Annotated in this window: 23 protein-coding genes; 5 read left to right on the forward strand and 18 right to left on the reverse strand. The window is 41.7% G+C overall.

What is annotated here, in order from left to right; genetic code table 11:
• Positions 1 to 104: 104 nt before the first annotated feature.
• The 6 genes from ctaG to cyoE form a co-directional block, all read right to left on the reverse strand.
• Positions 105 to 1,028: a cytochrome c oxidase assembly factor CtaG gene (gene ctaG / locus AZE41_RS16190; protein WP_067211548.1), complete on the reverse strand. Its 924-nt coding sequence runs from the start codon at positions 1,026 to 1,028 to the stop codon at positions 105 to 107.
• A 406-nt stretch (positions 1,029 to 1,434) separates the two neighbouring features.
• Positions 1,435 to 1,782: a cytochrome C oxidase subunit IV family protein gene (locus AZE41_RS16195; RefSeq protein ID WP_067211550.1), complete on the reverse strand. Its 348-nt coding sequence runs from the start codon at positions 1,780 to 1,782 to the stop codon at positions 1,435 to 1,437.
• A 1-nt stretch (position 1,783) separates the two neighbouring features.
• Positions 1,784 to 2,410 carry a cytochrome c oxidase subunit 3 gene (locus tag AZE41_RS16200; protein WP_067211552.1) on the reverse strand — a complete coding sequence of 209 codons (627 nt, stop codon included), beginning with the start codon at positions 2,408 to 2,410 and terminating at the stop codon, positions 1,784 to 1,786.
• The gene (gene ctaD, locus AZE41_RS16205; protein ID WP_067211554.1) at positions 2,410 to 4,284 is read right to left on the reverse strand and encodes a cytochrome c oxidase subunit I; all 1,875 of its coding nucleotides are present in this window, start codon (positions 4,282 to 4,284) and stop codon (positions 2,410 to 2,412) included. The genes AZE41_RS16200 and ctaD overlap by 1 nt, the downstream gene beginning before the upstream one ends.
• 34 nt (positions 4,285 to 4,318) lie before the next feature.
• Positions 4,319 to 5,389 (reverse strand): cytochrome c oxidase subunit II, encoded by a 1,071-nt coding sequence (coxB, locus tag AZE41_RS16210; protein WP_067211556.1) that lies wholly within the window; start codon positions 5,387 to 5,389, stop codon positions 4,319 to 4,321.
• 100 nt (positions 5,390 to 5,489) lie between these two features.
• Complete coding sequence (gene cyoE, locus AZE41_RS16215) at positions 5,490 to 6,407, reverse strand: heme o synthase (protein ID WP_067211558.1); 918 nt, start codon at positions 6,405 to 6,407, stop codon at positions 5,490 to 5,492.
• 325 nt (positions 6,408 to 6,732) lie between these two features.
• Here cyoE and AZE41_RS16220 point away from each other — a divergent pair, with 325 nt between their 5' ends.
• Positions 6,733 to 7,644, forward strand: coding sequence for a COX15/CtaA family protein (locus tag AZE41_RS16220; protein ID WP_067214026.1), 912 nt, complete (start codon positions 6,733 to 6,735; stop codon positions 7,642 to 7,644).
• A 105-nt stretch (positions 7,645 to 7,749) separates the two neighbouring features.
• On the opposite strand, the gene pyc is transcribed toward AZE41_RS16220, so the two are convergent.
• The 3 genes from pyc to AZE41_RS16235 all read right to left on the reverse strand — a co-directional run bounded on the left by pyc (position 7,750) and on the right by AZE41_RS16235 (position 12,725).
• Complete coding sequence (gene pyc, locus AZE41_RS16225) at positions 7,750 to 11,187, reverse strand: pyruvate carboxylase (RefSeq protein WP_067211559.1); 3,438 nt, start codon at positions 11,185 to 11,187, stop codon at positions 7,750 to 7,752.
• Between the two features lie 18 nt (positions 11,188 to 11,205).
• Positions 11,206 to 12,369: an FtsW/RodA/SpoVE family cell cycle protein gene (locus AZE41_RS16230; RefSeq protein WP_067211561.1), complete on the reverse strand. Its 1,164-nt coding sequence runs from the start codon at positions 12,367 to 12,369 to the stop codon at positions 11,206 to 11,208.
• 62 nt (positions 12,370 to 12,431) lie between these two features.
• The gene (locus AZE41_RS16235; RefSeq protein WP_067211564.1) at positions 12,432 to 12,725 is read right to left on the reverse strand and encodes an Fpa/YlaN family protein; all 294 of its coding nucleotides are present in this window, start codon (positions 12,723 to 12,725) and stop codon (positions 12,432 to 12,434) included.
• A 396-nt stretch (positions 12,726 to 13,121) separates the two neighbouring features.
• Here AZE41_RS16235 and AZE41_RS16240 point away from each other — a divergent pair, with 396 nt between their 5' ends.
• Together AZE41_RS16240 and AZE41_RS16245 are read left to right on the forward strand one after the other, a co-directional pair.
• Positions 13,122 to 13,622, forward strand: a complete 501-nt coding sequence (locus tag AZE41_RS16240) for a molybdopterin-binding protein (RefSeq protein WP_067211568.1) — start codon at positions 13,122 to 13,124, stop codon at positions 13,620 to 13,622.
• 13 nt (positions 13,623 to 13,635) lie between these two features.
• Positions 13,636 to 13,839, forward strand: a complete 204-nt coding sequence (locus tag AZE41_RS16245; RefSeq protein WP_067211571.1) for a YlaI family protein — start codon at positions 13,636 to 13,638, stop codon at positions 13,837 to 13,839.
• A gap of 813 nt (positions 13,840 to 14,652) precedes the next feature.
• Here AZE41_RS16245 and AZE41_RS16250 read toward each other — a convergent pair.
• Together AZE41_RS16250 and typA are read right to left on the reverse strand one after the other, a co-directional pair.
• Positions 14,653 to 15,000 carry a YlaH-like family protein gene (locus AZE41_RS16250; protein ID WP_067211573.1) on the reverse strand — a complete coding sequence of 116 codons (348 nt, stop codon included), beginning with the start codon at positions 14,998 to 15,000 and terminating at the stop codon, positions 14,653 to 14,655.
• Positions 15,001 to 15,170: 170 nt separating this feature from the next.
• A complete protein-coding gene (gene typA / locus AZE41_RS16255; RefSeq protein ID WP_067211576.1) occupies positions 15,171 to 17,000 on the reverse strand; it encodes a translational GTPase TypA in 1,830 nt (609 codons plus the stop codon).
• 99 nt (positions 17,001 to 17,099) lie between these two features.
• Between typA and AZE41_RS16260 the strand changes: the two genes are divergently transcribed.
• Positions 17,100 to 17,285 (forward strand): YlaF family protein, encoded by a 186-nt coding sequence (locus tag AZE41_RS16260; protein ID WP_067211578.1) that lies wholly within the window; start codon positions 17,100 to 17,102, stop codon positions 17,283 to 17,285.
• A 66-nt stretch (positions 17,286 to 17,351) separates the two neighbouring features.
• Here AZE41_RS16260 and AZE41_RS16265 read toward each other — a convergent pair whose 3' ends face one another.
• Positions 17,352 to 18,146 (reverse strand): inositol monophosphatase family protein, encoded by a 795-nt coding sequence (locus tag AZE41_RS16265; protein ID WP_067211581.1) that lies wholly within the window; start codon positions 18,144 to 18,146, stop codon positions 17,352 to 17,354.
• Positions 18,147 to 18,264: 118 nt separating this feature from the next.
• The gene (locus tag AZE41_RS16270) at positions 18,265 to 18,462 is read right to left on the reverse strand and encodes a hypothetical protein (RefSeq protein WP_067211583.1); all 198 of its coding nucleotides are present in this window, start codon (positions 18,460 to 18,462) and stop codon (positions 18,265 to 18,267) included.
• Between the two features lie 159 nt (positions 18,463 to 18,621).
• On the opposite strand from AZE41_RS16270, the gene AZE41_RS16275 reads away from it, so the two are divergent.
• Positions 18,622 to 19,251 (forward strand): YktB family protein, encoded by a 630-nt coding sequence (locus AZE41_RS16275; protein WP_067211585.1) that lies wholly within the window; start codon positions 18,622 to 18,624, stop codon positions 19,249 to 19,251.
• Between the two features lie 264 nt (positions 19,252 to 19,515).
• On the opposite strand, the gene AZE41_RS16280 is transcribed toward AZE41_RS16275, so the two are convergent.
• The 5 genes from AZE41_RS16280 to AZE41_RS16300 all read right to left on the reverse strand — a co-directional run bounded on the left by AZE41_RS16280 (position 19,516) and on the right by AZE41_RS16300 (position 24,743).
• Entirely contained in the window at positions 19,516 to 19,797 is a 282-nt protein-coding gene (locus AZE41_RS16280) for a UPF0223 family protein (RefSeq protein ID WP_067211588.1), read from the reverse strand.
• Between the two features lie 24 nt (positions 19,798 to 19,821).
• A complete protein-coding gene (locus AZE41_RS16285) occupies positions 19,822 to 20,778 on the reverse strand; it encodes an NAD(P)H-dependent flavin oxidoreductase (protein WP_067211590.1) in 957 nt (318 codons plus the stop codon).
• Between the two features lie 191 nt (positions 20,779 to 20,969).
• Positions 20,970 to 22,382: a dihydrolipoyl dehydrogenase gene (lpdA, locus tag AZE41_RS16290; protein ID WP_067211592.1), complete on the reverse strand. Its 1,413-nt coding sequence runs from the start codon at positions 22,380 to 22,382 to the stop codon at positions 20,970 to 20,972.
• A gap of 3 nt (positions 22,383 to 22,385) precedes the next feature.
• Positions 22,386 to 23,735 carry a dihydrolipoamide acetyltransferase family protein gene (locus tag AZE41_RS16295; RefSeq protein WP_067211595.1) on the reverse strand — a complete coding sequence of 450 codons (1,350 nt, stop codon included), beginning with the start codon at positions 23,733 to 23,735 and terminating at the stop codon, positions 22,386 to 22,388.
• A 30-nt stretch (positions 23,736 to 23,765) separates the two neighbouring features.
• Positions 23,766 to 24,743: an alpha-ketoacid dehydrogenase subunit beta gene (locus AZE41_RS16300; protein WP_067211597.1), complete on the reverse strand. Its 978-nt coding sequence runs from the start codon at positions 24,741 to 24,743 to the stop codon at positions 23,766 to 23,768.

The raw sequence follows: 24,743 nt of genomic DNA on the forward strand, positions 1-24,743 counted from the left end.
TGTTGAATTAAATAATCCCATTGAATCTGTTGGCGACAGAAGGCTCCCCTTAAAAGGTGCCTTCGCTGTTTATATAAGTATTAAGATTTTCAACTTATAGCCTATTATCTATATAACGTCATTTTTTGACGTTCCAATAACGCGTTGGCAGTAATTTCTTCTGCATTGTCCTGCTCTTCTCTATGCCATTTAATAAAAATACTACCTAGGACACCAACATAAATGATTTCTTGGAACACTTTCATAATAATTCCACCAAGTTGCTGATCAACTAATGTAGGCATATTGGTAAATAATTCAGGACCTGAAATGCCTAAGCCCGCTAATCCTGAAAGTGTACTTGCGGGCACACAAAGCGCCATTGCCCGTAACCAAGATTCGCCAGATTTATATGTTTCATAAACAGGTACATCTACGAAAATGATAAGGGAACATGCAGGTGTGATCAATATTGCACTTAAAATAATATAACCTATTTTTTTCAAGCCATGAAGCTTCGGCTGTCCCTTCAGCGTATTAATGATTGGCCACCAGAAAAACACCGCCGCAACAAATAACGTGATAGTAAAAATTGTGTGCAATGGAGCACTTAATTTCACATTATCTAAAATAAGTGGAATATGGTAAACGGAAAACATACCACAGAATACCAATAGACTGAGAATCGGTTTAGTAAAGAAAGTTATTATGCGGTCAAGAATCCCAATATCAAAAACTTTTTTCCACATCCAGTTAGGAATCCCCATCATGATTAATGGAGCAACCACAAGCAATAGAACCGCCATTTGAACCATGTGAATTGAAAATAAGATATGTCCAAGTAAATCTACAGGTGAACCTTTGACAACATAAAGTATAACCATCCCGGACATGAATAAGATTATTTGTTTTCTTGTAACGGGATACGTATCCTGAAATCGATGACGCATTTTAGTCGTCAATAATAAATATAAGGCCATACCAAGTATGATAATTAGTAAGAACCACGGACTCCACAAAGCTCGGAATCCAAATATACTTAAAGGCATTGCCATCGCTCCCTTTTTTAAAGTCTTTCTTTATTATAAAACTAATAGCGGTGTAACTCAATGTACGAACTATGACAATTGATAAGAAAAGTGCAAGGCGCCGTCCAGCCCTAACAGGCAGATATGAAAAGGAAGGCAGTCTAAGAGCTCCCCGTGTTGTCTTAAACGGCTTCTTGACTACCTCCTCACTTGGCCAACGAGGAGGTAGTCAAGAAGCTACCAAGGAGGAATGAAAGGCTTATGATCTAGGAGGAAACGCAGCCTAAGTGCGCCACTTTCTGAGGGCCTCCGGGCGGTTGGAGCTAGACACTGTTCCATGTTGAAAAACTTATACTTTCTAAGCTTTTAAAAAAAGAAAAAGCCTATGGAGAATAAAATCTTCCATAGGCTTTCTTGTCTATTGATATTACCACCAAACAATTGCTACAAACGTTAACACAACAATGAATCCAAAAATGGCTCCCGTATACATGAACATTTGTGGAATACCATGTCCTTTTTCATTCATGTGCATGAAGTAATACAACTGTAAGCCAACTTGCACAGCTGCAAAAAGCAGAAGCGTTGGGATAATCAAATACTTAGAAAATCCAGCTACGTCAGCTTGATAAGCCATAACCATTGAAAATGACATAATCGTTAAGAAAATCATAAGCGAGAACATCATAATCTGACCGCGCATTGACTTACGTGCGCGTCTTTGACCTAAGTTAAATTCAGCTGGTGACTTTTTATAAACTTGAACGTCAGACATATTAACCTATCACTCCCATCAAGTAGACTACAGTGAAGATGAATACCCAAACAACATCGATAAAGTGCCAGTATAACGAGAATGTATAGTACTTAGGCGCGTTATACAAGTTCAATCCGCGCTTGGAGTTACGGAAGATGAGTAGCGTAAGCCAGACAAGTCCGATCGCTACGTGGAAACCGTGCGTACCAACAAGCGTATAGAATGCAGAACTAAATGCACTGTTATCAAATGTAAAGCCTAAATGTATATAGTGTACAAACTCATACACTTCGAGCGCAAGGAAACCAAGCCCAAGGAATGCAGTAATGACAAGCCATAGCTGCATTTTCTTGAAATCGTAGTTTTTCAAATGATACATCGCGTATACACTCGTCAAAGATGAAGTTAATAAAAGCAACGTCATGACGAAGACAAGCGGTAATTCAAAAAGCCCTTGTGTCGAAAATTCAAATCCACTTGGTCCTTTGTTCTTTAAAGCAAGATAGGTCGCAAAAAGCGTTGCGAACAAGATTGTCTCTCCGCCAAGGAACAGCCAGAATCCAACAAATTTATTCTTTGCCTCTAACGTTGCTTTTTCCGGATGATCAGGCCACGTCTCAGGGGTGAATTTTTTATTCAAATCCATTATTTTTGTCCCCCTTTACGTTTCATATCTCTTAAGATGTCTTCTTTCTTAACATAGAAGCCAAGATCGTCTTTCAATGAACGCATTGCCATAGAAGCGAAAGTCCATATAAGACCAATTACTAGAACTGCCATTCCCCATGATTCCTCAGTACGGAACATTGCTCCAAATCCTGCAATGAACAGACCTAAACTTAACATGAATGGAATGAAAGAACCGTTCGGCATATGGATATCTTGAACAGGTTCAGCCGGAGTAATTCCCGACAGATTACCTTCCATTTTTTCGATGTACACTGTATCAAGACCACGTACAAGTGGAGTCTGCGCAAAGTTATAGAATGGCGGTGGAGATTCAATCGCCCATTCTAGCGTACGCCCGTCACCCCAAGGGTCATTTGCTACACGTACGTTTTTAATTGAAGTTACGATAATGTTATAAACCATAATCGTAATCCCAATAGCCATTAATAGTGCACCTACAGAACTAATTAAGTTTGCTGAGTTCCAACCTTGACCATTCATGTATGTAAATACACGACGCGGCATTCCCCAGAAACCTAACCAGTGTTGAATTAGGAATGTTAAATGGAAACCGAGGAAGAAGAACCAAAATGTTACTTTACCAAGTGTTTCATTTAGCATTGTACCGAACATCTTCGGCCAATATAGATGAGTACCCGCAAGTATACCGAATACAGTACCACCAACGATTACATAGTGGAAGTGAGCAACAACAAAGTATGTGTCATGCAATTGGTAATCAAGTGGTGCAGTACCTAGCATAACACCCGTAACTCCACCCATAACAAACGTTGGGATGAAGCTCAGCGCCCAAAGCATTGGTGTTGTTACTTTAATACTTCCGCCCCATATGGTTAGCAACCAGTTAAATATCTTAACCCCAGTAGGTATGGCAATAGCCATTGTCGCTACAGAGAAGATCGCGTTTGCTGTTGGCCCAAGACCAACTGTAAACATATGGTGAGCCCAAACCATGAAGCCTAGGAATCCAATAAGGACGGTAGCAAATACCATCGCTGAATAACCAAATAGTCTTTTTCGAGAGAAAATTGTAAAGATCTCCGAGAAAATACCGAATGCCGGTAAAATCAGAATATATACTTCAGGGTGACCAAATATCCAGAATATATGCTCCCATATAATGGTATTACCACCCATCACAGGATCGAAGAAGTTAGCACCAAACATTCTTTCAAATGTCAGAAGGAAAAGTCCTACTGTAAGTGGTGGGAATGCGAACAGAATCATAGCTGACGCAACGAACGTAGTCCATGTGAATAATGGCATACGCATATACGTCATCCCTGGTGCACGCATATTGATAATCGTTACAAGGAAGTTAATCCCCCCTAATAACGTACCACCACCGGCTATTTGAAGTCCTATTGCATAAAAATCAACACCATGTCCTTCAGATGCCATTGCAAGCGATGCGTAAGATGTCCAACCTGCATCAGGAACTTGACCAAAGAACCATGATACGTTTAGGAATACTCCACCGAAGAAGAACATCCAAAAACCTAGTGAGTTAAGAAATGGGAATGCTACATCACGCGCTCCAATTTGGAGTGGCATAATGGCGTTCATAAATCCAATTAATATAGGCATGGCCGCCAAGAAGATCATCGTCGTTCCGTGCATCGTAATAATTTGGTTAAATATTCCCGCACTGACGAGATCGTTGTTTGGCGTTAAAAGTTGCAAACGAATGATCATTGCTTCTATACCGCCGACTATGAAGAAGAATCCTCCACCTAGGAGATAAAGGATACCGATCTTCTTATGGTCAACTGTTGTAAGCCAATCCCATAGCGTTGCGCCAAAACCTCTTTTTTGAGCAACTGAACTCAATTTGTTTACCTCCTCTTCAAATTCACGTTAATAGTTATTTTTCTACTGAAAGTCCCATGAGGTACTCAGCAATTGAATTTATTTCCTCGTCAGAAAGTTGTTTACCGAATGACGGCATCAAGTTTCCTGGCTTTTGTTTCTGAGTGTCTGAAATCCACTCAACCAAATTTTCTTGATCATGATCCTTAAAGCCAGCAACACGATTACGGTCACCAAATGACGCTAGGTTTGGTCCAACCGCTCCGCCTTCACCGACTGCAGATGTCGCATGACACATAATACAGCTTTGTTGGAATAATTCTTCACCTTGACCAGCTGCAGCAACATCTGTTGTTTCTTCACCAGTTGCTTGCATTGCTGTAACCCATTTGTCGAATTCAGCACGCGGTAATGATTTTACTTTGAAATCCATAAGTGCGTGTGATGGACCACAAAGCTCCGCACACTTCCCGTAAAACACTCCGTCTTGCACGTCTTTCGATTCTTTATCAAACGTTAAATAAAATTTGTTTACGTTTTCAACGTTTGTATCGAGTTTTCCTCCGATTGCCGGAATCCAGAAGGAGTGCTTAACATCTGCCGCAAGGAGGTTGAAATATACTTTTTCTCCAGTTGGTACAACAAGTTCTTGCGCTGTAACAATTCCGAGATTAGGATATTCAAATTCCCACCAGTATAACTTAGCCGTAACATCTACGACCAGATTTTCTGACTCGCCATCCTCATTGACTTCATTCATCGCACTGACATCGCTTAGTTTATATGTGTAATAAACTGTAGGGACCGCTAGAAGTAAAACAAGGAGAACAGGAATAATCGTCCATACAAGTTCTAATGTATGGCTTCCTTCAACTTCTTTAGGAACAAAGTCCTCACCCAGTTTCGAGCGTCTGAAACGAACAATTGCAACTACATAAATAATCACTACTACTAGAATAACCAGTAACATGATTCCTGATGATAACATCAGCAATTTGAATTGATCTTTCCCGACTTGACCAGCCGGAAGAAGTGTGGATAGCCCTTCCTGACCACATCCCGCTAGAAACACGGTAAGAGCTGCTAATAAAGAAAAAAGACGCCACTTTTTGAGTCCTTTCATCATCGCTTAATGATACCTCTCTTTCTAAAAAAATGTTTTTCTTCTTGTGAGGACTGCTGACCTCTTTATATGAATTCCTATGCAAAGAAAGAATTCCAATATGTTAGATGAATATCGAGAAGATAATCATGGCCACAAAAAGGATTGTCATGTAATTCAATGAATAGATGAACATACCCGTTGCCCATTTAATATCATCTTTCGCTTTAAATCCTTTAAGTGCTAAATACAGCCACCCTATATTCAATGCGCTCGCAAGTACTAAGAAGCCTACCCCTAGCTCAGTAAGTAGAAACGGCAATGGAAATAAAAACAGTACCCATACCAACATCGATTTCTTCGTTCTTGCAAAACCTTTTACAACAGGTAGCATTGGAATATTTGCTGCACGGTATTCGTCTGTCCGACGCATCGCCAGCGCATAAAAATGCGGCGGTTGCCAAACAAACATAATCAGGAATAACGCTAAGGCACCTGCACCAAGTGCTGGTTCAACCGCAGCCCATCCGATTAAAGGCGGAATTGCTCCTGAAACACTTCCAACTACTGTATTAGCTACGTGCCTACGTTTCGACCACATCGAATAGAGTACAACATAACTGAAGATACCTGCAAGTCCCCAAAGACCAGCTGCTATAGAAGCAGAAAACAATAGCACTTCGCCTACTACGATGAAAGTCAGCGCAAGTGTCAAAACAGCCGGTGCCTTGAATCGCCCGGTAACTGTTGGTCTGGACTTTGTTCTCGTCATGACTGGATCAATATCACGATCAATCAAGTTGTTCAGTGCCGCAGATCCAGCAATTATCAATCCCGATCCGAGAAGAGCATAGACAAGCAAATCTATATTATGTAGAAAGTTTTTACCAGTGAACTGAAAAGCAAGAAATAGTCCCGTAAAAGTTGTGATCATGTTCGAATTAACAATGCCGATTTTAATGAGCGCAAGGAAGTCCTTATAAAGAGACACCGTCACTACATTCGATTCGACAGGTGTGGAAATTGTATGACCGTTTGACAAGTTACCCCTCCTTCCAAAGTTGTGAGCGTTAACCGCTACAGTTAACTATAGCGAAATTCGGGTAGTATTTCTATACATATACAAAATTTCTACCGAATTCCTTGAAATATCGACACATTTATTACTCAACACCCTCTATAGTAAATCATTTCGATGGGTCTTTTGTGAAGTTAAAGCGTCTTCTTTATGAACAATTTGTGAAAAGGACCATTACTGAGGCATTTTCAGCCAATCTTCGTTGTCTTTTTACTTATTTTTCGTTATCATCAAAAAAGCAGGGACCTTTTATACAATGGTCATCAATAAAAAAGTAGGTGTCATTTTTTTGAAATCTAATAGATATTTAAAATGGTTCGCAGTCGCATCGACAATAGGCATGCTTTTAATCTTACTTGGAGGGGCGCTTGTTACAAAAACCGATAGCGGCATGGGCTGCGGCAGACATTGGCCAGGATGTAACGGGCAACTTATTCCCGATGAGATTACCGCAGAAGTACTTATTGAATTTTCACATCGGCTGGTAACTGGGTCTGTGGGAATCTTGATTGTCATATTAGCTGTCTGGTCATGGAAATCAATCGGACATATAAGGGAAACAAAATTCTTAGCAATCGCGGCCGTATTCTTCCTTATATTACAGGCATTGATTGGTGCCGCTCAAGTATTATGGGGTCAAGGTGATTTCATACTCGCGCTTCATTTTGGTATTTCTCTTTTAAGCTTTGCATCAGTCCTTCTATTAACCCTTCTCATATTTGAAGTGGATCGAAAGTTTGATGCAGATAAGTTACAAATAGGTAAACGGTTGAAATGGCATACAATAGGCGTATCCGTTTACTCTTACTTTGTAGTTTATACTGGAGCACTCGTCCGTCATACAGAGTCTGGTCTTGCCTGCCTGGACTGGCCACTATGCCAGAACGCGGCATTCGCCCTTCCGCGTAACATGTTCGAGTGGGTTCAGATGGGTCACCGTACTGCCGCGGCATTTATTTTCGTCTGGTTATTAATCATCATGATCCATGCACTTCGTCATTACAAAAATCAACGCGTCATCTATTGGGGCTGGAGTATCGCATTTATACTTGTCGCACTCCAAGCAACAACAGGAATGTTGGTTGTTTTGACTAGACTAAACCTTTATATTGCTTTGCTTCATTCATTATTCATCACGTTGTTATTCGGTTTGTTAACGTACATGATTCTACTTGTATCAAGAAGTAAACTATCAAAATGAGTAGTAAGGACCAGCCCTTGGCCAGTCCTTACTACTTGTCTACCCAACTTATTAACAAAAATAACAAGAGCACCCGAATATAATTCGAGTGCTCTTGTTTTTATGTTAGTGCTCCAGTTCAACGAGCAAATCACCTGTAGCTATCGATTCTCCTGCAGCCACATATATTTCTTTTACTATACCATCGAAAGGTGCTTGTATCGTTGTCTCCATTTTCATAGCTTCTGTGATGAGCAAATGTTCTCCTCTTTTCACTTTCGCTCCCTTTGAGACTGCAACTTTCAAAACAGTTCCCGGCATAGTAGCAGCAATATGCGCAGCATTTGAGGTATCCGCTTTTTGTTTCCTAACTGCGACGGACTCTACACTCATATCTTCAATAATCACTTCACGCGGCTGTCCGTTCAATTCGAAATAGATGACTCTTGTTGCATCCGATTGCGGTTCGCTAATCGACACTAGCTTAACAATCAACGTTTTCCCTTTTTCAATCTCTACTTCGATTTCCTCGCCGAGACGCATCCCATATAGGAATTCAGGTGTATCAATAACAGATACATCACCGAACTGCTTATTCGTTTGCGAATATTCTTGGAAAACTTTCGGATAAAGGGCATAAGAAAGTACTTCATGGCTAGTAACTGGACGTTCCAATTTCACATTCAATTCATCCCGTAGCTTTTCAAAATTGACATCTTCCAATAGTTCTCCAGGACGTACAGTAATCGCTTGGCGTTCTTTTAAAATAATCTTTTGTAGTTCTTCTGGGAATCCACCATATGGTTGGCCGATATATCCTTCGAAAAACTCAATAACTGATTCCGGGAAATCGATGGACTTTCCGCGTACAAGGACTGACTTTTCGTCAAGTTCGTTCTGTACCATAAACAAGGCCATATCGCCAACAACCTTCGATGAAGGTGTCACTTTCACAACATCTCCGAATAACAGGTTAACGCGAGAATACATGCTCTTCACTTCTTCCCAGCGCTCACCTAGACCTACCGCTTTCGCTTGTTGCTGTAAGTTTGAATACTGGCCACCAGGCATTTCATGTACATAGATTTCCGAATGCGGACTCATCATGCCACTTTCAAAGTGCTGATAATACTTCCGAACATCTTCCCAGTAGTACGATAAGTCTTCAAGTGATTTCACGTTTGCACGTACATTGCGTTTACCGCCTTGCAGCGCGTAGTGTAGCGAACTTGCCGACGGTTGTGAAGTTAGACCTGCCATTGACCCTAAAGCCGTGTCAACGATGTCTACGCCAGCCTCAATCGCTTTGGCATACATATAGATACCGTTTCCACTCGTATCATGCGAATGTAGGTGAATTGGAATGTCCACTGTTGCTTTCAATTCAGAAACTAGTCGATAAGCCGCCTCCGGTTTTAAAAGACCTGCCATATCTTTGATAGCAAGGATGTGGGCTCCAGCTGATTCAAGATCTTTTGCCATCTCTTTATAATAATTAACCGTATATTTCGCTCGGGAATCGTCAAGAATATCTCCTGTATAACAAATTGCCGCTTCGGCAACTTTCCCCGCATCCCGTGTTGCATCAATTGCAACTTCCATGCCTTTAATCCAGTTCAAGCTGTCGAAAATACGGAAGACATCAATCCCAGCATCCGCTGACTTTTTAACAAACTCACGGATGACATTGTCAGGATAATTTGTATAACCTACGGCATTTGCGCCTCGGAATAGCATTTGGAAAAGTACATTTGGAATTTGTTCTCGCAGTTTTAACAGCCTGTCCCAAGGATCTTCTTTCAGGAACCTATAAGCAACATCGAATGTTGCTCCGCCCCACATTTCATAAGAAAACAGGTCAGGCATCAGTCTTGCCGATTCAGCCGCAATTGACGTCATATCGGAAGTACGCACCCGTGTAGCCAACAATGATTGATGTGCATCGCGGAATGTTGTATCTGTCAAAAGTACATCGTCTTGCTCTTTAATCCATTTGATAAGCCCTTCAGCACCACGTTCATCCAAAATTTGTTTTGTACCCGGTTTTGGCGGTGTAAGAAGGTCAATTATCGGTTTTCTTACAGGATGTAGAACCGGCTTAGATTGTTTACCGATTCCCGGGAATCCATTAACAGTCACATTACCAATATAATTCAACATTTTCGTCCCACGGTCTTTGCGGTTCGGGAACAGGAATAATTCAGGTGTTGAATCAATAAAACTCGTATTATAGTTACCTGTTAAGAAGTTTTTGTGCTTCACAACATTCTCAAGAAACGGGATATTTGTTTTGATGCCACGAATCCGGAATTCCTGTAAATTCCTGTCCATTTTGGAAGCAGCTTCACGGAAAGTCATACCCCATGTAGATACTTTAACAAGTAATGAATCATAGTACGGCGTGATGATAGCCCCTTGGAAACCGTTCCCCGCGTCAAGACGAACACCGAATCCTCCACCCGATCGGTAAACCGATAATTTACCAGTATCCGGCATGAAATCATTCAATGGATCCTCCGTTGTCACACGGGATTGGATTGCATATCCGAATAACGGAATCTTGTCTTGTGTTGGTATGCCTGTTTCAGTAGCGTGAAGGTTTTTCCCGTCTGCAATATGAATTTGCGCGTGGACGATATCGATACCCGTCACCATTTCAGTAATTGTATGCTCAACTTGAATACGTGGATTTACCTCGATGAAATAAAATCGGCCATCCGATACGAGAAATTCTACGGTTCCCGCATTTTTATAATTAACATTTCGCATCACCTTTACTGCCGCATCGCAAATTGCTTCCCGTAATCCGTCTTCAAGTGAAATCGAGGGTGCTATTTCGACGACTTTCTGATGGCGACGCTGAATTGAGCAATCCCGCTCGAATAGATGAATGACATTGCCATATGTATCTCCAAGTATTTGTACCTCGATATGTTTTGGTTTATCGATGTATTTCTCGACATACACTTCATCAGATCCGAATGCAGATTTCGCTTCTGACCGCGCACGTTCAAAAGCCTCGTTGACTTCTTCCGCAGAATTCACAATCCTCATTCCGCGTCCTCCACCACCAAGAGATGCTTTAATGATGACAGGATAACCATTCGATTCGCCAAACATTGCGACTTCTCCGACTGTAGAAACCGGACCGTCACTACCTGGAATCACTGGAATTCCCGCTTTAACAGCCTGCTCACGTGCTTTTACTTTATCCCCAAACATATCCAGTTGCTTTGAACTTGGGCCGATGAAAATAATTCCTTCTTCTTCTAAACGCCTTGCAAATTCTGTGTTTTCAGCAAGAAATCCATAACCAGGATGGATCGCGTTCGCGCCACAATCTTTCGCTATCGCGATAATCCCTTCGATATCGAGATAAGCATCAATCGGCTTCTTACCTTCTCCGACTAGATAAGACTCATCTGCCTTGTAACGATGGAATGACCCACTATCTTCCGCTGAATAAATCCCCACCGTCGGTATATTCAATTCGGTACAAGCGCGAAAAACTCGTATTGCTATTTCTCCACGGTTGGCTACAAGAATTTTCTTAATCTGTTCCATCACAAGGCACTTCCTTTTCTAATTGTTTTTTTCATATTTTACGAACATTGAGACATTCGTTAATATTCCTAAAGCTAAAGATAACAGAATAACAGATGTACCGCCATAGCTAATAAACGGCAAAGTAACTCCTGTAAGCGGTATCAACCCCGTCAGGCCACCCAAATTAACGAATGTTTGAATTCCTATCATACTTCCAATTCCCGCCGCAAGCATGCGCGCATGGGGATCTTTTGCCTGAAGCGCAATAGATAAAGCCCTTAAGACGATGAAACCGAGTCCCCCTATTACGATAATAGCACCAAGAAGGCCTAATTCTTCTGAAATCACCGCCATAATGACATCTGTTTGCGGCTCTGGTAAGTAGCCCATTTTTTGAATAGAGTTACCAAGACCTCTCCCTTGCAAACCTCCAGAACCAATGGCAATATAGCCGTTCGCAATCTGATAGCCAGACCCTTGGATATAATCGAATGGGTTCAGGAATGATAATATACGGCCAGCCCTACCTGGGGTCATAATCGATTCCCATTTGAAATAAAGGACAAGCGCAGCAAAGACAAGACCCACAGAAATTATCCCGCTAATTTTCATAAAGGTTCTTTTTTTAATACCGCTTGCTGCTAGGACCGAAAGTGCTGTGATGATTATAATGAACGAGCCTCCGATATCAGTCTCGAGCATAATAGAACCCACTGCTAATACTAAAATGACCACGGGCGGTAATATTGACTGGTTAATATTATCGATTGTGCCAGACTCATATTTTTTTGCAAAAACTCCTGAAAAATAGACAATTAAGACCAATTTCGCAACTTCTGAGGGTTGTAGATTACCAAAAGGCGTTTTTATCCAACTAGTGGCTCCAACATGATCACCTGTACCAACGAAATGGACCAGAAACAACAGAAATAGCATACCTATTACAGCAAAAATCATCAATTTTTTCCGTTTATAATTCTTGTACGGAAAAAAAGCCGCCAAAAAGAAAGCGGGAATGGCAAGTTTTAAATTTAACAACTGTTTTTGATAAAAAGAATCTGCCGGAAGATCATACCTACCTACCGCTACAACCATACTTGAACTGTATATCATGACAAGTCCGAACAGACAAAGTAACAGGTAGACAAAAAACAGTGGGAAATCAAAATAGCGGAATAGCTTTTTAGTATATGTTTTCATAGGGTTACCTCTTTTTCATTAAACAAAAAACTCAAACCATTATGTCAGTTTGAGTTTTCGGCTTATTTTCTCGTATATACTTCATGCAACACTGTCATTTCTTTCTCAAGTAAAGAAAGAATTTCATTGCCTTTCGGACGGTCAATCAAACCTAGCTTTACAGCAAAGTCAATTTCACGAGACAAGCCATACATTTGTGTATCCAACACTTCTTCATAGAGTGGGCACTGCGGCATCGTCAAATGGTCCATCTGTACTTTTATAAGTTGACCAATCTTATCAGCATCAGCTTGAAGTTGCTTCAATGCCTTTTCCTGATACGTTTCCTTATTCGTTTCCTGCAATTCTATATCCATGAGGACGCCCCCATCAAACTTTTATTTCTTAATGGTTATTATCAATAAATTGTATCTTTCAGAACAGGAAAAAGCAAGCGTTTTCCCTTTGGCGTTTTACAAAACAAAAATACAAGTGCTTGTAACAGATGAACGAAGCCTAAATGCGCCACTCCCTGTAGCAACAGTACATAACCTATATCCTTCTCAAACAAAAAATGCCGCCTCTTCAGCCCTTCTTATTGCCAGAGTCGCTATGGACTGATGTTAGGTAGTATTATCTTTATGTTACAACTTATCTATAGGACAAAATTCTCTAGTTTCCTAAGCCATCGAAAAGCAAAAGCTTTTCCTTGAGACATCAAAGCGTTATACTAGAAACAAAAGATAATTTAATTCAAGTAGGGGGATATTCATTTGGAAACAATAATTCCGATTAAAGGAAATGTACGTCATGTCATCACACTTGACCCGACCGTGTGGATTTTCGATGATCGTCGCGTTGATTTGAAAACGTACTTTACAGAAAGTCACATCGAAAAAGATGAACTAGAAGAATATAAAAGAGCTATGGGGAAACATTGGTCCCGTGAAATAATGGAAGGCGCAACGTTCCCGCCTACCCTGGAAACAGAAAAAAAGTTTGAAAAACGAAAAGTCCTTACTGGAACATACGGCATCCAATTGCGTCACTTTTTAAAAATCGCGGAGCCTGCCGAAAATGCACGAACATTAGCATTTGAAACATCAGACGGCGAAAGTCACTCATTCCCACTTACGAAAGTCGATGATATCATTTTCAAATTCAGCGACGAGGGTAAGCCGCTACTTGAGGGCGGGCCCGTGCATGTTGTCTTCAAAGACGGTTCGAACAATGATAATCCGATTCGCAACGTCATTGCGATCCGAGTTGACTGAAGGAGGATTTCCAATGCGTGTAAAATGTGTCATCTGTGACAACGTCGGGCAACTTCCAGACGATTTGCCACTAGCAAAAACACTCCGGAATCGCCCTATCCATACGTATATGTGTCAGGAATGTAATAATCGGATTGCCGAAAAAACGATTGCACGAATCGCGACTGGGAATTTCATTTTCTACCGAAGTTCCCAGTCAATCGAAAAAGATTTCTGAGAAAAGCGTAAGGCGCCTGAAGCCTAGACACTGTTCCGTGTCGAAAGCTTATACATTCTTACACATGTGTTGATTAACCAAAGTTAACCACAAAATAACTTAGTCAAATACTAGGCGTCCCGAGTACAGTTGCTTTGGATTGAACAACTCCTATACCAGTACCGAGATATCTTAATGTGTAGGGATGCGACTTCGTCGCATCCCTACACATTTTTTCGGTAATCGTATGAGTGTCCTTCATCCGTCGCGCTCCAAATGCATAAGTACACGTAGTGCTGAAGCTTTTTGGGACAAAAGAATAGCTAGCTTCTTATCTGGATAAAGGCCGCCAAAGATACAATTTTGGCGGCTGATGCTTTCTCTATGGTTCTTTCTTTTTTATTTTAAAGAAGTGTCACTTTCTATAAGGCATCACATGATTACATGAATAATCTTTGCTAAAAGTAAGTAAGGAACGCGTTGTACGACGGGCAAGAGTGCCCGTAATTGTATCTTCGGGCACCTACACTCTATATAGAAAGTCATCTATTCTTTTCTTTCAAAGCAGCTACATTTTTCACTTGAACTTTGTAGGAACGCGACAGGCAACTATTCGCAACAGAATTACTGAAAAAAGTGTGGCTAGAAGTGACGGATTCACTTCTAGCCACACTAGGGTCCCTCGGTAAAGGTGTCGTGATTATTCAGCCGAAAGCGAACCGGAAACGATCCAATGAAAATGGATTTCCCCAAGCCCTACTCACCAGTATTTGATACAAATAGATAGTTAATCAACAGAAGTGACTTTCTTATATTCTAAAAAAGAAGACTCCATCAGATGATGGAGTCTTCTTTTTTCTCTTTATACTCATTCATCCTGCGCACTCGGTAGATAATTAAAATAAGAGCCGCCACGATGAGAGCCTCCACGATCGGGAGGAAAAAGCCAAGAAACGTCAAAATTAGACAGCCGATAAACAAGAAGGCATAGATCAGCAAAGTCTGTAAAGGCCTCAGTTTTCTAGCAAATCCCAGTTTATAAACAATTGCCGACATGAGGAAGACGAGGGCAAAAAGTACATAACCGGCAGCCGTATAGGAAGGCATCACTTCGTATATAAAGCGTGCAATACCCGACATCTTTCCGAATACGAACTCTGTATCGCCAACACTAGCACTCATTCAACACATTCCCTTCTGTAAAGCTTTTCTATAGGTCGGAATAGTAATAATCCCGTCACTGTTAAAGGACCTCAGAAAGCCGCACCTGACCTATCAGTCGACTAGCCCTGTATGAGGTAAGGCACTCAAGATGCTTTCTTTTACTAAGATCACTTATGTTTAAACAGCGATTATTTCTTTTTCTGAACACGTTCGCGTTCGTTTTTATCAAGTATCTTCTTACGAAGTCTGATTGATACTGGCGTCACTTCACAATACTCGTCATCACCCAGATATTGTAACGCTTCTTCAAGCGACATAATACGTGGTTTTTTAGTTGTAACTGTTTGGTCTTTAGAAGCTGAACGTACGTTTGTTGCTTGTTTAGCTTTTGTTAAGTTGATTGTCAAATCGCTTTCGCGAGTATTTTCACCAACAACCATCCCAGCATAGATTTCAGTTCCAGCACCAACGAACATAATACCGCGGTCTTCTAGCTGCATGATGCTGTAAGGCGTAGCTGTACCGTTCTCCATTGAAACAAGAACACCGTTTCTGCGGCCGCCGACTTTACCTTTTGCCATTGGCTGGTAAGAATCAAACGTATGGTTCATAATTCCGTAACCTCTTGTCAATGTAAGGAATTCAGTTGAATAACCAATCAATCCACGTGCAGGTACATTGAATATTAGACGAACTTGTCCATTACCATTGTTGATCATATCAAGCATTTCGCCTTTACGCTCACCAATCGACTCGATAATAGAGCCTGTATGCTCTTCAGGAATATCAATTTGTAAACGTTCGATAGGCTCACAACGAACACCATCTACTTCTTTCACGATTACTGTTGGTTTCGAAACTTGCAATTCAAATCCTTCACGGCGCATGTTTTCAATAAGAATAGAAAGGTGAAGCTCTCCGCGTCCTGAAACAGTCCATGCATCAGGCGAATCAGTTGGATCTACACGAAGAGATACATCTGTTTGCAATTGTGATTGAAGGCGTTCGTCAATTTTTCTTGACGTTACCCATTTACCTTCTTTACCTGCAAACGGGCTATTGTTTACAAGGAATGTCATTTGTAACGTTGGTTCGTCAATGAACAACTCTGGAAGTGCTTCCAGATGATCTGCCGGACAAATTGTTTCACTAACGTCAATGTTCTCCATTCCAGATACCGCAACAAGATCTCCTGCGAAAGCTTCTTGGATATCAACGCGTTTCAAACCAAGGAAACCAGACATTTTCGTAACACGATAGTTTTTGACAGTACCATCACGTTTTATAACGGCAACCGACTGTCCGACTTGCATCGTTCCACGGAAAATCCGTCCGATACCGATACGGCCAACATAATCGCTGTAATCAAGAAGTGATACTTGGAACTGTAAAGGCTCGTCTCTATTATCGATTGGAGCAGGGATATGTTCTAGAATTGCGTCATATAGTACACGCAACGTTTCTTCTTGTGTTGAAACGTCTGGTGATAAGCTTGCAGTACCGTTGAATCCTGATGCATAAATAACTGGGAATTCAAGTTGTTCATCATTCGCATCAAGTTCGATGAATAATTCAAGAACTTCATCAACTACTTCTTCCGGGCGTGCAAATTCACGGTCAATTTTATTAACGACAACGATTGGTTTCAAGTTCTGCTCAAGCGCTTTTTTCAGTACGAAACGCGTTTGTGGCATACACCCTTCGTATGAGTCGACAACAAGAATTACACCATCTACCATTTTCAAGATACGTTCCACTTCTCCGCCGAAATCTGCGTGACCTGGTGTATCCAAAATGTTGATTTTTGTATCTTTATATTCAATTGCTGTATTCTTTGCAAGAATCGTAATTCCGCGTTCACGTTCAATTTCATTTGAGTCCATTGCACGATCATCTACTTGTTCGTTAGAACGGAAGATTCCCGATTGTTTTAAAAGTTGATCGACAAGCGTCGTTTTTCCGTGGTCGACGTGGGCGATAATTGCTATGTTACGTAAGTCACTTCTAAGTTTAGTCATGATTTCACTCCATTATTCTTTTTTCGGTTGATTAACTGTGTTATTATAGCACATGTAAAGATAATTCGAAAACATTTAATTGTAGATGGAGGTATTTTTTTGAAAAACATCAAATGGATTTTCGTTTTTTACTCCATTGCCGCTATCGCTTCAATGTGTGCAATCGGCGTTGCAGTCGGTATGAGCAGCCCCACGATTGCGATTGTAGCCATCGTTGCATTGATTCTAATTATGGGTAACGGATTTAAAACAAAAAAGAAATATAGAGAACAAGGCCTACTTTAATAACATTCTTTTCAAATGTGACGTTTCATGGTAATCGTAGTATTCGATGCCTGTAACGTCCTTTTTTTATTGTTTTAGGTCAATATAGTTTGTCACAATATCTTGATGCAATCCAGGCCTCGCGACTATAAATGTATCCTGCCCAAGAAGGTGCGGGAAATCCCCTTTCATGTTTGTTGCAACTGCACCGACCTCCTGCGCAATAACAATGCCCCCAGCAACATCCCATGGCGACAGCCTCATAGACATGTATGCATCCAGCCTACCTGAAGAGACATACGCCAACTCGAGCGCTGCCGAGCCATATGATCTTGTCCCTCTACACGTTCTAATCAGTTCAATAATTTTTTCGTTGTCAACGAAGTGATTCGGAGCCACCCAACTGGCATTAATACCAATAACGGCTTCTTCTAGTGGTGTAATCTCCAATTGCGGTAGCCGTTCATCATTGAAATAAGCTCCTTCATCTTTAGCAGCATGATAAAAATCATCGCGCATTACATCATAAATATAACCAAGCATACCGACGCCTTCTGCATATATTCCGAGAGAGATGGCAAAGTTCCGTTTTTGGTGGATGAAATTCATCGTTCCGTCAATTGGGTCAAGCATCCAAACGACCCCATCAAGCGTCTGAACGACATCGCCAAATCCTTCTTCACCGAGAATCTTATGGTCAGGAAAATCTCTTTTAATCCTGCTGATGAAGAATTGTTCGATTTCTTTATCAATATTTGTCACAAGGTCATTCGCACTCGATTTTGTATCGATATCGATTTGATTGAAAAAAGACACGCGAATTTTATGACCCGCTTCTTTTATCAACGACTTTGCATAACGATCAATAATTCCCCACTTCATAAAGCCACCCCTTCCAAACGACTATCTATAGTACACTATATCGAAAAAGGCATCCCATTACACTATCCCTGTTTCTAAAGGATGTGTATGGATGCCTTTTCTGGTCCGACAATCAGAATCATGCGAAGCCATTAAGTATCTCCAGCTCACGGTGAATTTCCATAAGCCTATGCTTGCTTTTCATTTTTTGCTTTGCATCATCTTCTTGCACAGCATCGAAAAGTGTTGCAAGTTCATAATCGAGTTCTAGGTTAAGTAGCTTCACATATTCTTTCTCTACATCGGCTTTGCGAATAACATGGACGACTTGTTTCATAGTTGACACCCCTTTTTCAGTATATAGTCCAAATTTTCCGTTAGTTATACTTAAAATATGCTACGACCAGAGTTCGCTCTAGTTATAAGCCTTGTTACTAAAGATTGTTCCCCTTTTTCTGTTATGATAAACGTGTAAATGTAATTGGGGGTAATGAAAATGGTTGGTCTTTTTTGGGAAAAAGATGATTTTGATGTATTTTCAATTGAAGGGCTAGAAAAGCGGATGGAAGCATTGCAAAATCGAATCCAACCCAAGTTTGGAACTCTAGGTATGCATTTTGCGGACCGCCTTTCAGCACATGGGACTGATGAGTTTTTTCCACATGTCGCAAAACACGCAAGACGGACAGTAAATCCACCAAATGACAGTTGGGTCGCCTTCGCACCTGCTAAACGGGGCTACAAAGCATTGCCTCACTTTCAGATTGGCTTATGGGGGTCACATTTATTCATTATTTTAGCGGTAATTTATGAGAATTCAGATAAAAAAGGGATTGCCGAGCGTCTAGATAGCAAATTGGATGTTTTAACTAGCCTCCCTGGTACTTATATCGTTTCTGGTGATCATATGAAACCCGAAGCTACAACTATCGAACAAGCGGGGGACGTTGGACTCGAACAACTTTTAGAGCGGTTACAAACTGTCAAAAAAGCGGAGTTCCTTGTCGGTCGGCATTTACCAAGTGAAGACGCCGTTAAACTTTCCACCGAAGAATTCATGGCATTTGCAGAAGAGACTTTTGACCAACTGCTACCTGTTTATGATGTAGTCATTAATAAACAATAAAAGCGTAAGCGCCTTGGTAGACCCACAAGCGCTGGAAGGCCTTAAGAGAAAGGCGCTCTTTGCCTTTAACTTAAGGCCTGATGCGACAGGGGAAGGCAGCTTAGGATCGCGACATCCTGTCGCAACAAGGAGGGATGCAGTTTCAATCCCTCCCCACTGCATGACCCACGTCGTGTGTGCCCAGGGGCTAGGCGCTGGAGTCTAGATACTGCTCCAGGTGAAAACCTTATACTTCTTAGCTTTAGATAAAAGGAATGCTCCCGCTTAACGCGAGGGCATTCCTTTTATTATTTCTTCACCACTTGTATCTTTCGCCATTTGAACAACACGGTAACAGACGTAACCGCTCGCTTCCTCAAATTCCTTGCACAATGTTTTTTCTTCCGCCATGGAAGGAACCACTTTTTTGAATCCCCGATATGCCTCCATCAGTTTTTCTCCTGCAATTCCTGATTCATATGCTTTTTCAACCGCCTCATAAAATGCCGCTACTGCGATAATTTCTGTGGTCGACCAATCATGCCTAATTGGATAATTATAATCCATGCTAATTCGCTCCCTTTACTCTCTTTAGTTCCATCTTTTACGAATTGTTTCCGCCTCATTCACCATACGCTCAACTAATTCTGCAACGGATGGTACATCGTTAATAAGCCCAGCAACCTGACCCGCCCATCCATAACCATTATTGGCATCTCCATCATGAATAAAACGGCGATTCGCTTCGCCACTGATTAAATCTTTCATCGCTTCATAATCAGCATTTTTAGCTTCCATGTCAATTATTCTCTTCGTCCAACTTCCCGCTAATGCTCGAGCGGGTGCTCCTAGTGTTCTTTTAATAACAGTCGTATCGGTTTCACTACTTGCAAGAAGTAGATTGATATAAGCTTGAGATGCATGGACACACTCTCTCGTCGCAATGAATCTTGTTCCCATCTCAATCCCCTCGGCGCCTAATGCCTGAGCGGCCATCCAACCGCGACCATCCCCGATACCACCGGATGCAATAACTGGGATTGAAACAGCATCGACAACTTGTGGAACAAGTACCATCGTTCCGATATCGTCACGCCCAAGATGTCCCCCACCTTCTTGTCCAACAACCATAACTGCATCAGCTCCGAGTGATTCCGCTTTCTGAGCCTGCCTTTTTGCAGCAACTAGCACAAGCTTTTTAACGTTGGTATTTTGAAGTTGGGCAAAAAATGGCGCGGGATTCCCACCCGTTACCGACATTACTGTAACGCCTTCCTCCAGTGCAGCTTCCACCATATGGGCATATGGACGTCCATGTTGTCCAATCGCAAAGTTCACGCCGAACGGTTTATCAGTCAGCGTTTTTACTTTTTTAATTTCAACGCGCAGTGCATCTGCTGAATCCAAACTCATTGCCGTAATTTGTCCAAGTCCACCTGCTTCCGAGACGGCAGCAGCAAGTTGGGCATAAGCCAAGTAAGCGAGTCCCCCTTGAATGATTGGATAATTGATATCGAGCAGTTCCGTTATTTTTGTTTTCCATTCCATTTGAATGCCTCCCCCGTTACTCCACTGACACTCTTCTTCATCCCCATCTACTAAACCTGCAAACAAAAGGCAGAAAAAGCTAGGTCACACGGATCCACATACCTGTTTCATAGTCCGATTCAAACTAAAAAAACCATCTACGAGGATATCTTGCTACCTCATAGACGGTCTTAATCACTGACTCTAGAAAATTATTTCGTAATCATATGAATTGGTTTACCCAAAGCGACTTCAGCCGCTTCCATTGAAATTTCACTCAATGTTGGGTGAGCATGAATTGTCATTGCAACATCTTCAAGTGTCATTCCTGCTTCGATTGCAAGAGCAAGTTCAGCGATCATATCTGATGCACTTTCACCCACAATTTGCGCTCCAAGTAGAAGCCCGTCTTCTTTACGTGATACAAGTTTGACGAAACCTTCAGAAGCATCAAGTGCAAGTGCACGTCCATTAGCTGCAAACGGGAATTTCCCTACTACTGTTTCATAACCTTCTTCTTTTGCCTGTTGCTCGTTCAAGCCAACAGCTGCAAGTTCAGGATCAGTGAAACAAACGGCAGGAATCGCCAAGTAGTCAACTTCAGACTTCTCGCCTGAAATTGCTTCTGCTGCAATTTTAGCTTCATAAGAAGCTTTGTGTGCAAGCTGAAGTCCTGGAACGATATCACCGATTGCATAGATATTTGGAATGCTTGTACGGCATTGTTTGTCGACTTCGATAAGACCACGCTCAAGGAACTTGATGCCCATCTCTTCTAATCCGATTTCATCCGTATTTGGACGACGACCTACAGTAACAAGTACGTAATCAGCTTCGACTTTCTTCTCTTCTCCGCCTACTTCGTATGTAACTGTAACGCCAGTTGCTGTCTCTTCAACGCCTTTTGCAGACGCTTTAACAACAACTTCGACGCCTTTTTTCTTCAAGCCTTTTTTAACGATTTGTGTCATTTGTTTTTCAAAACCTGCAAGGATGTCATTGCCGCCTTCAATAATCGTTACTTCAGATCCAAGATTTGCATATGAAGATCCTAGCTCAGTACCGATATAACCGCCACCGATAACGACAAGTTTTCCCGGTAATTCTGTAAGACTCAAAGCACCTGTTGAATTGATAACGCGTTTCGTAAATTTGAATGTCGGGATTTCAATCGGACGTGAACCCGTTGCAATGATTGCATTTTTGAATTTATATGTTTGCGCAGAACTTTCGTCCATCACACGTACTGTGTTGCTATCGACGAAATAAGCTTCACCTTGAACATAATCAACCTTGTTGCCTTTAAGAAGTCCTGCAACTCCGCCAGTCAACTTGCTGACTACGCTATCTTTGAACGCTTGCGCTTTAGTGAAATCTAGTTTCACTTCTGTTGCTGTAATTCCCATTGAATCGGAATTTTTTGCATTGGCATAACGATGTCCAACAGCAATTAGCGCTTTAGAAGGAATACATCCTACATTCAAACACACGCCACCAATATCGCCTTTTTCAACAACGATTACTTTTTGGCCCAATTGTGCCGCACGAATTGCTGCGACATATCCTCCCGGTCCAGAACCTACGACAAGTGTATCTACTTCGATTGGAAAGTCTCCTACTACCATTGTTTACGCCTCCATTAATAAAAGTTCCGGATTTGCGAGCAATCTCTTAAGGTGATTCAGCGCGTGTTGTGCAGTAGCGCCGTCGATCATCCGGTGATCGAATACCAATGACAATGCTAACATAGGTGCCGCTACAATTTCACCATTTTTCACAACTGGCTTTTCTGCGATACGACCAATTCCAAGAATTGCAACCTCAGGATGATTAATGATAGGTGTAAACCATTGTCCTCCTGCAGACCCAATATTCGTGATGGAACAAGAAGCACCCTTCATTTCAGCAGGTGATAATTTACCATCGCGTGCTTTTACGGCAAGGCTATTGATTTCATCAGAAATTGCGAAGATTGATTTACGGTCTGCATGCTTGATAACCGGAACAAGAAGTCCGCGGTCAGTGTCCGCAGCGATACCAATATTGTAATAATGCTTCTGAACAATTTCTTGTGTAGCATCATCGAGTGAGCTATTGAACGCTGGGAATTCACGCAATGTCGAAACAAGTGCTTTTACGACATAAGGCAAATACGTCAGTTTGATATCTTTTTCTGCAGCAATGTCTTTGAACTTTTTGCGATGTGCAACGAGTTCGGTAACATCCACTTCGTCAAGCAACGTAACATGCGGAGCAGTGTGTTTTGAATTGACCATCGCTTTTGCAATTGCTTTTCGGATTCCAGACATTTTTTCGCGTGTTTCAGGGAATTCGCCTTCAAGATGAACTGGAGCCGGAGCCGAAGTTTCTTGTGCAACGCTTTCAGCTTGACCATCTTGATCCGCCACTGCTGGAGTTGCCGCTTGTGTTTGTCCACCATTCTTGAATGACTCGATATCTTCTTTCAAGATGCGGCCGTTTTTGCCTGATCCTGCAACTTGCTGAATTTCGACACCTTGCTCACGCGCAAATTTACGCACGGAAGGCATTGCAATAATGCGGCGATTCGGATCGACGTCTGTTTGTGCTTGCACACTTGCAGTCGGGGCAGCTACTGTTGTAGTTGCTTCTTCCTTAGGCGCCTCTTCTTTTTCAATCGGTTGACTCGCTTCAGCTGTTGCTTGAACTTGTGCTTCAGTTTCTGCGTTGTCATCCTCTTCAGATTTCACATTTTCATAACCAGGTGCATCGAAGCGAATCAATACATCCCCTACGACTGAAACTGTTCCTTCGGAAACGAGTATTTCTTCAACAGTACCCGTAACCGGTGATGGAATTTCCACAACTGCTTTATCGTTTTGGATTTCAAGAAGTATGTCATCTTCATTGATTTTATCGCCTTTAGCGACGAACCATTTTACGACTTCACCTTCATGGATTCCTTCTCCGATATCTGGTAAACGGAATTCAAATGCCACGTGATTCACCCTTTCTTAATTGATACCTTTTTAGAACGTCAGCACTTTTTTAGCTGTTTCAATAATATCTTTCACATTCGGAAGCCAAGCATTTTCACCTTGCGCAAATGGATAAATAGTATCCGGTGCAGTTACGCGAAGAACAGGTGCTTCAAGGCTTAGAATTGCGCGTTCTGTAATTTCAGCTACGATATTCGCAGCGATTCCTGCTTGTTTCTGCGCTTCTTGTACAACGATTGCACGGTTTGTTTTTTCAACAGATGCAATGATTGTTTCGATATCCATTGGTTGAATTGTACGCAAGTCGATAACTTCTACAGAGAAGCCTTCTTTTTCAAGCTCTTCAGCCGCTTTCAAGCTTTCGTGAACCATTGCGCCGTACGTGATAATTGAAAGGTCTTTCCCTTCACGTTTCACATCCGCTTTCCCAAGTGGAATCGTGTACTCTTCTTCAGGAACTTCTTGTCTGAATGAACGGTACAGTTTCATATGTTCAAGGAAGATGACCGGATTGTCGTCGCGGATTGCAGAAATCAGTAACCCTTTCGCGTCATATGGAGTTGAAGGGATAACTACTTTCAAACCAGGCTGTGAAGCTACGAGACCTTCAAGACTATCAGCGTGCATCTCAGGTGTTGCTACGCCGCCTCCGAATGGTGAGCGGATTGTAACAGGTGCATTGAAACGACCTGCACTACGGAAACTCATGCGCGCAAGTTGACCACTAACTGAGTCAATTACTTCATAAAGGAAACCAAAGAACTGAATTTCCATAACTGGACGGTAGCCTGTGAATGCCAACCCGATTGCTAATCCACCAATACCAGATTCTGCAAGCGGTGTATCGAATACACGCACTTCGCCAAATTCTTTTTGCAAGCCTTCAGTTGCACGGAAGACTCCTCCGTTATTTCCAACGTCTTCACCGAAGACGAGGACGTTTTCATCATTTTTCAGCTCCGTACGTAGAGCATCAGTTATTGCTTGAATCATCGTCATTTGTGCCAT

Origin of the sequence: Sporosarcina psychrophila (assembly GCF_001590685.1) — a bacterium.
GTDB lineage: Bacteria > Bacillota > Bacilli > Bacillales_A > Planococcaceae > Sporosarcina > Sporosarcina psychrophila.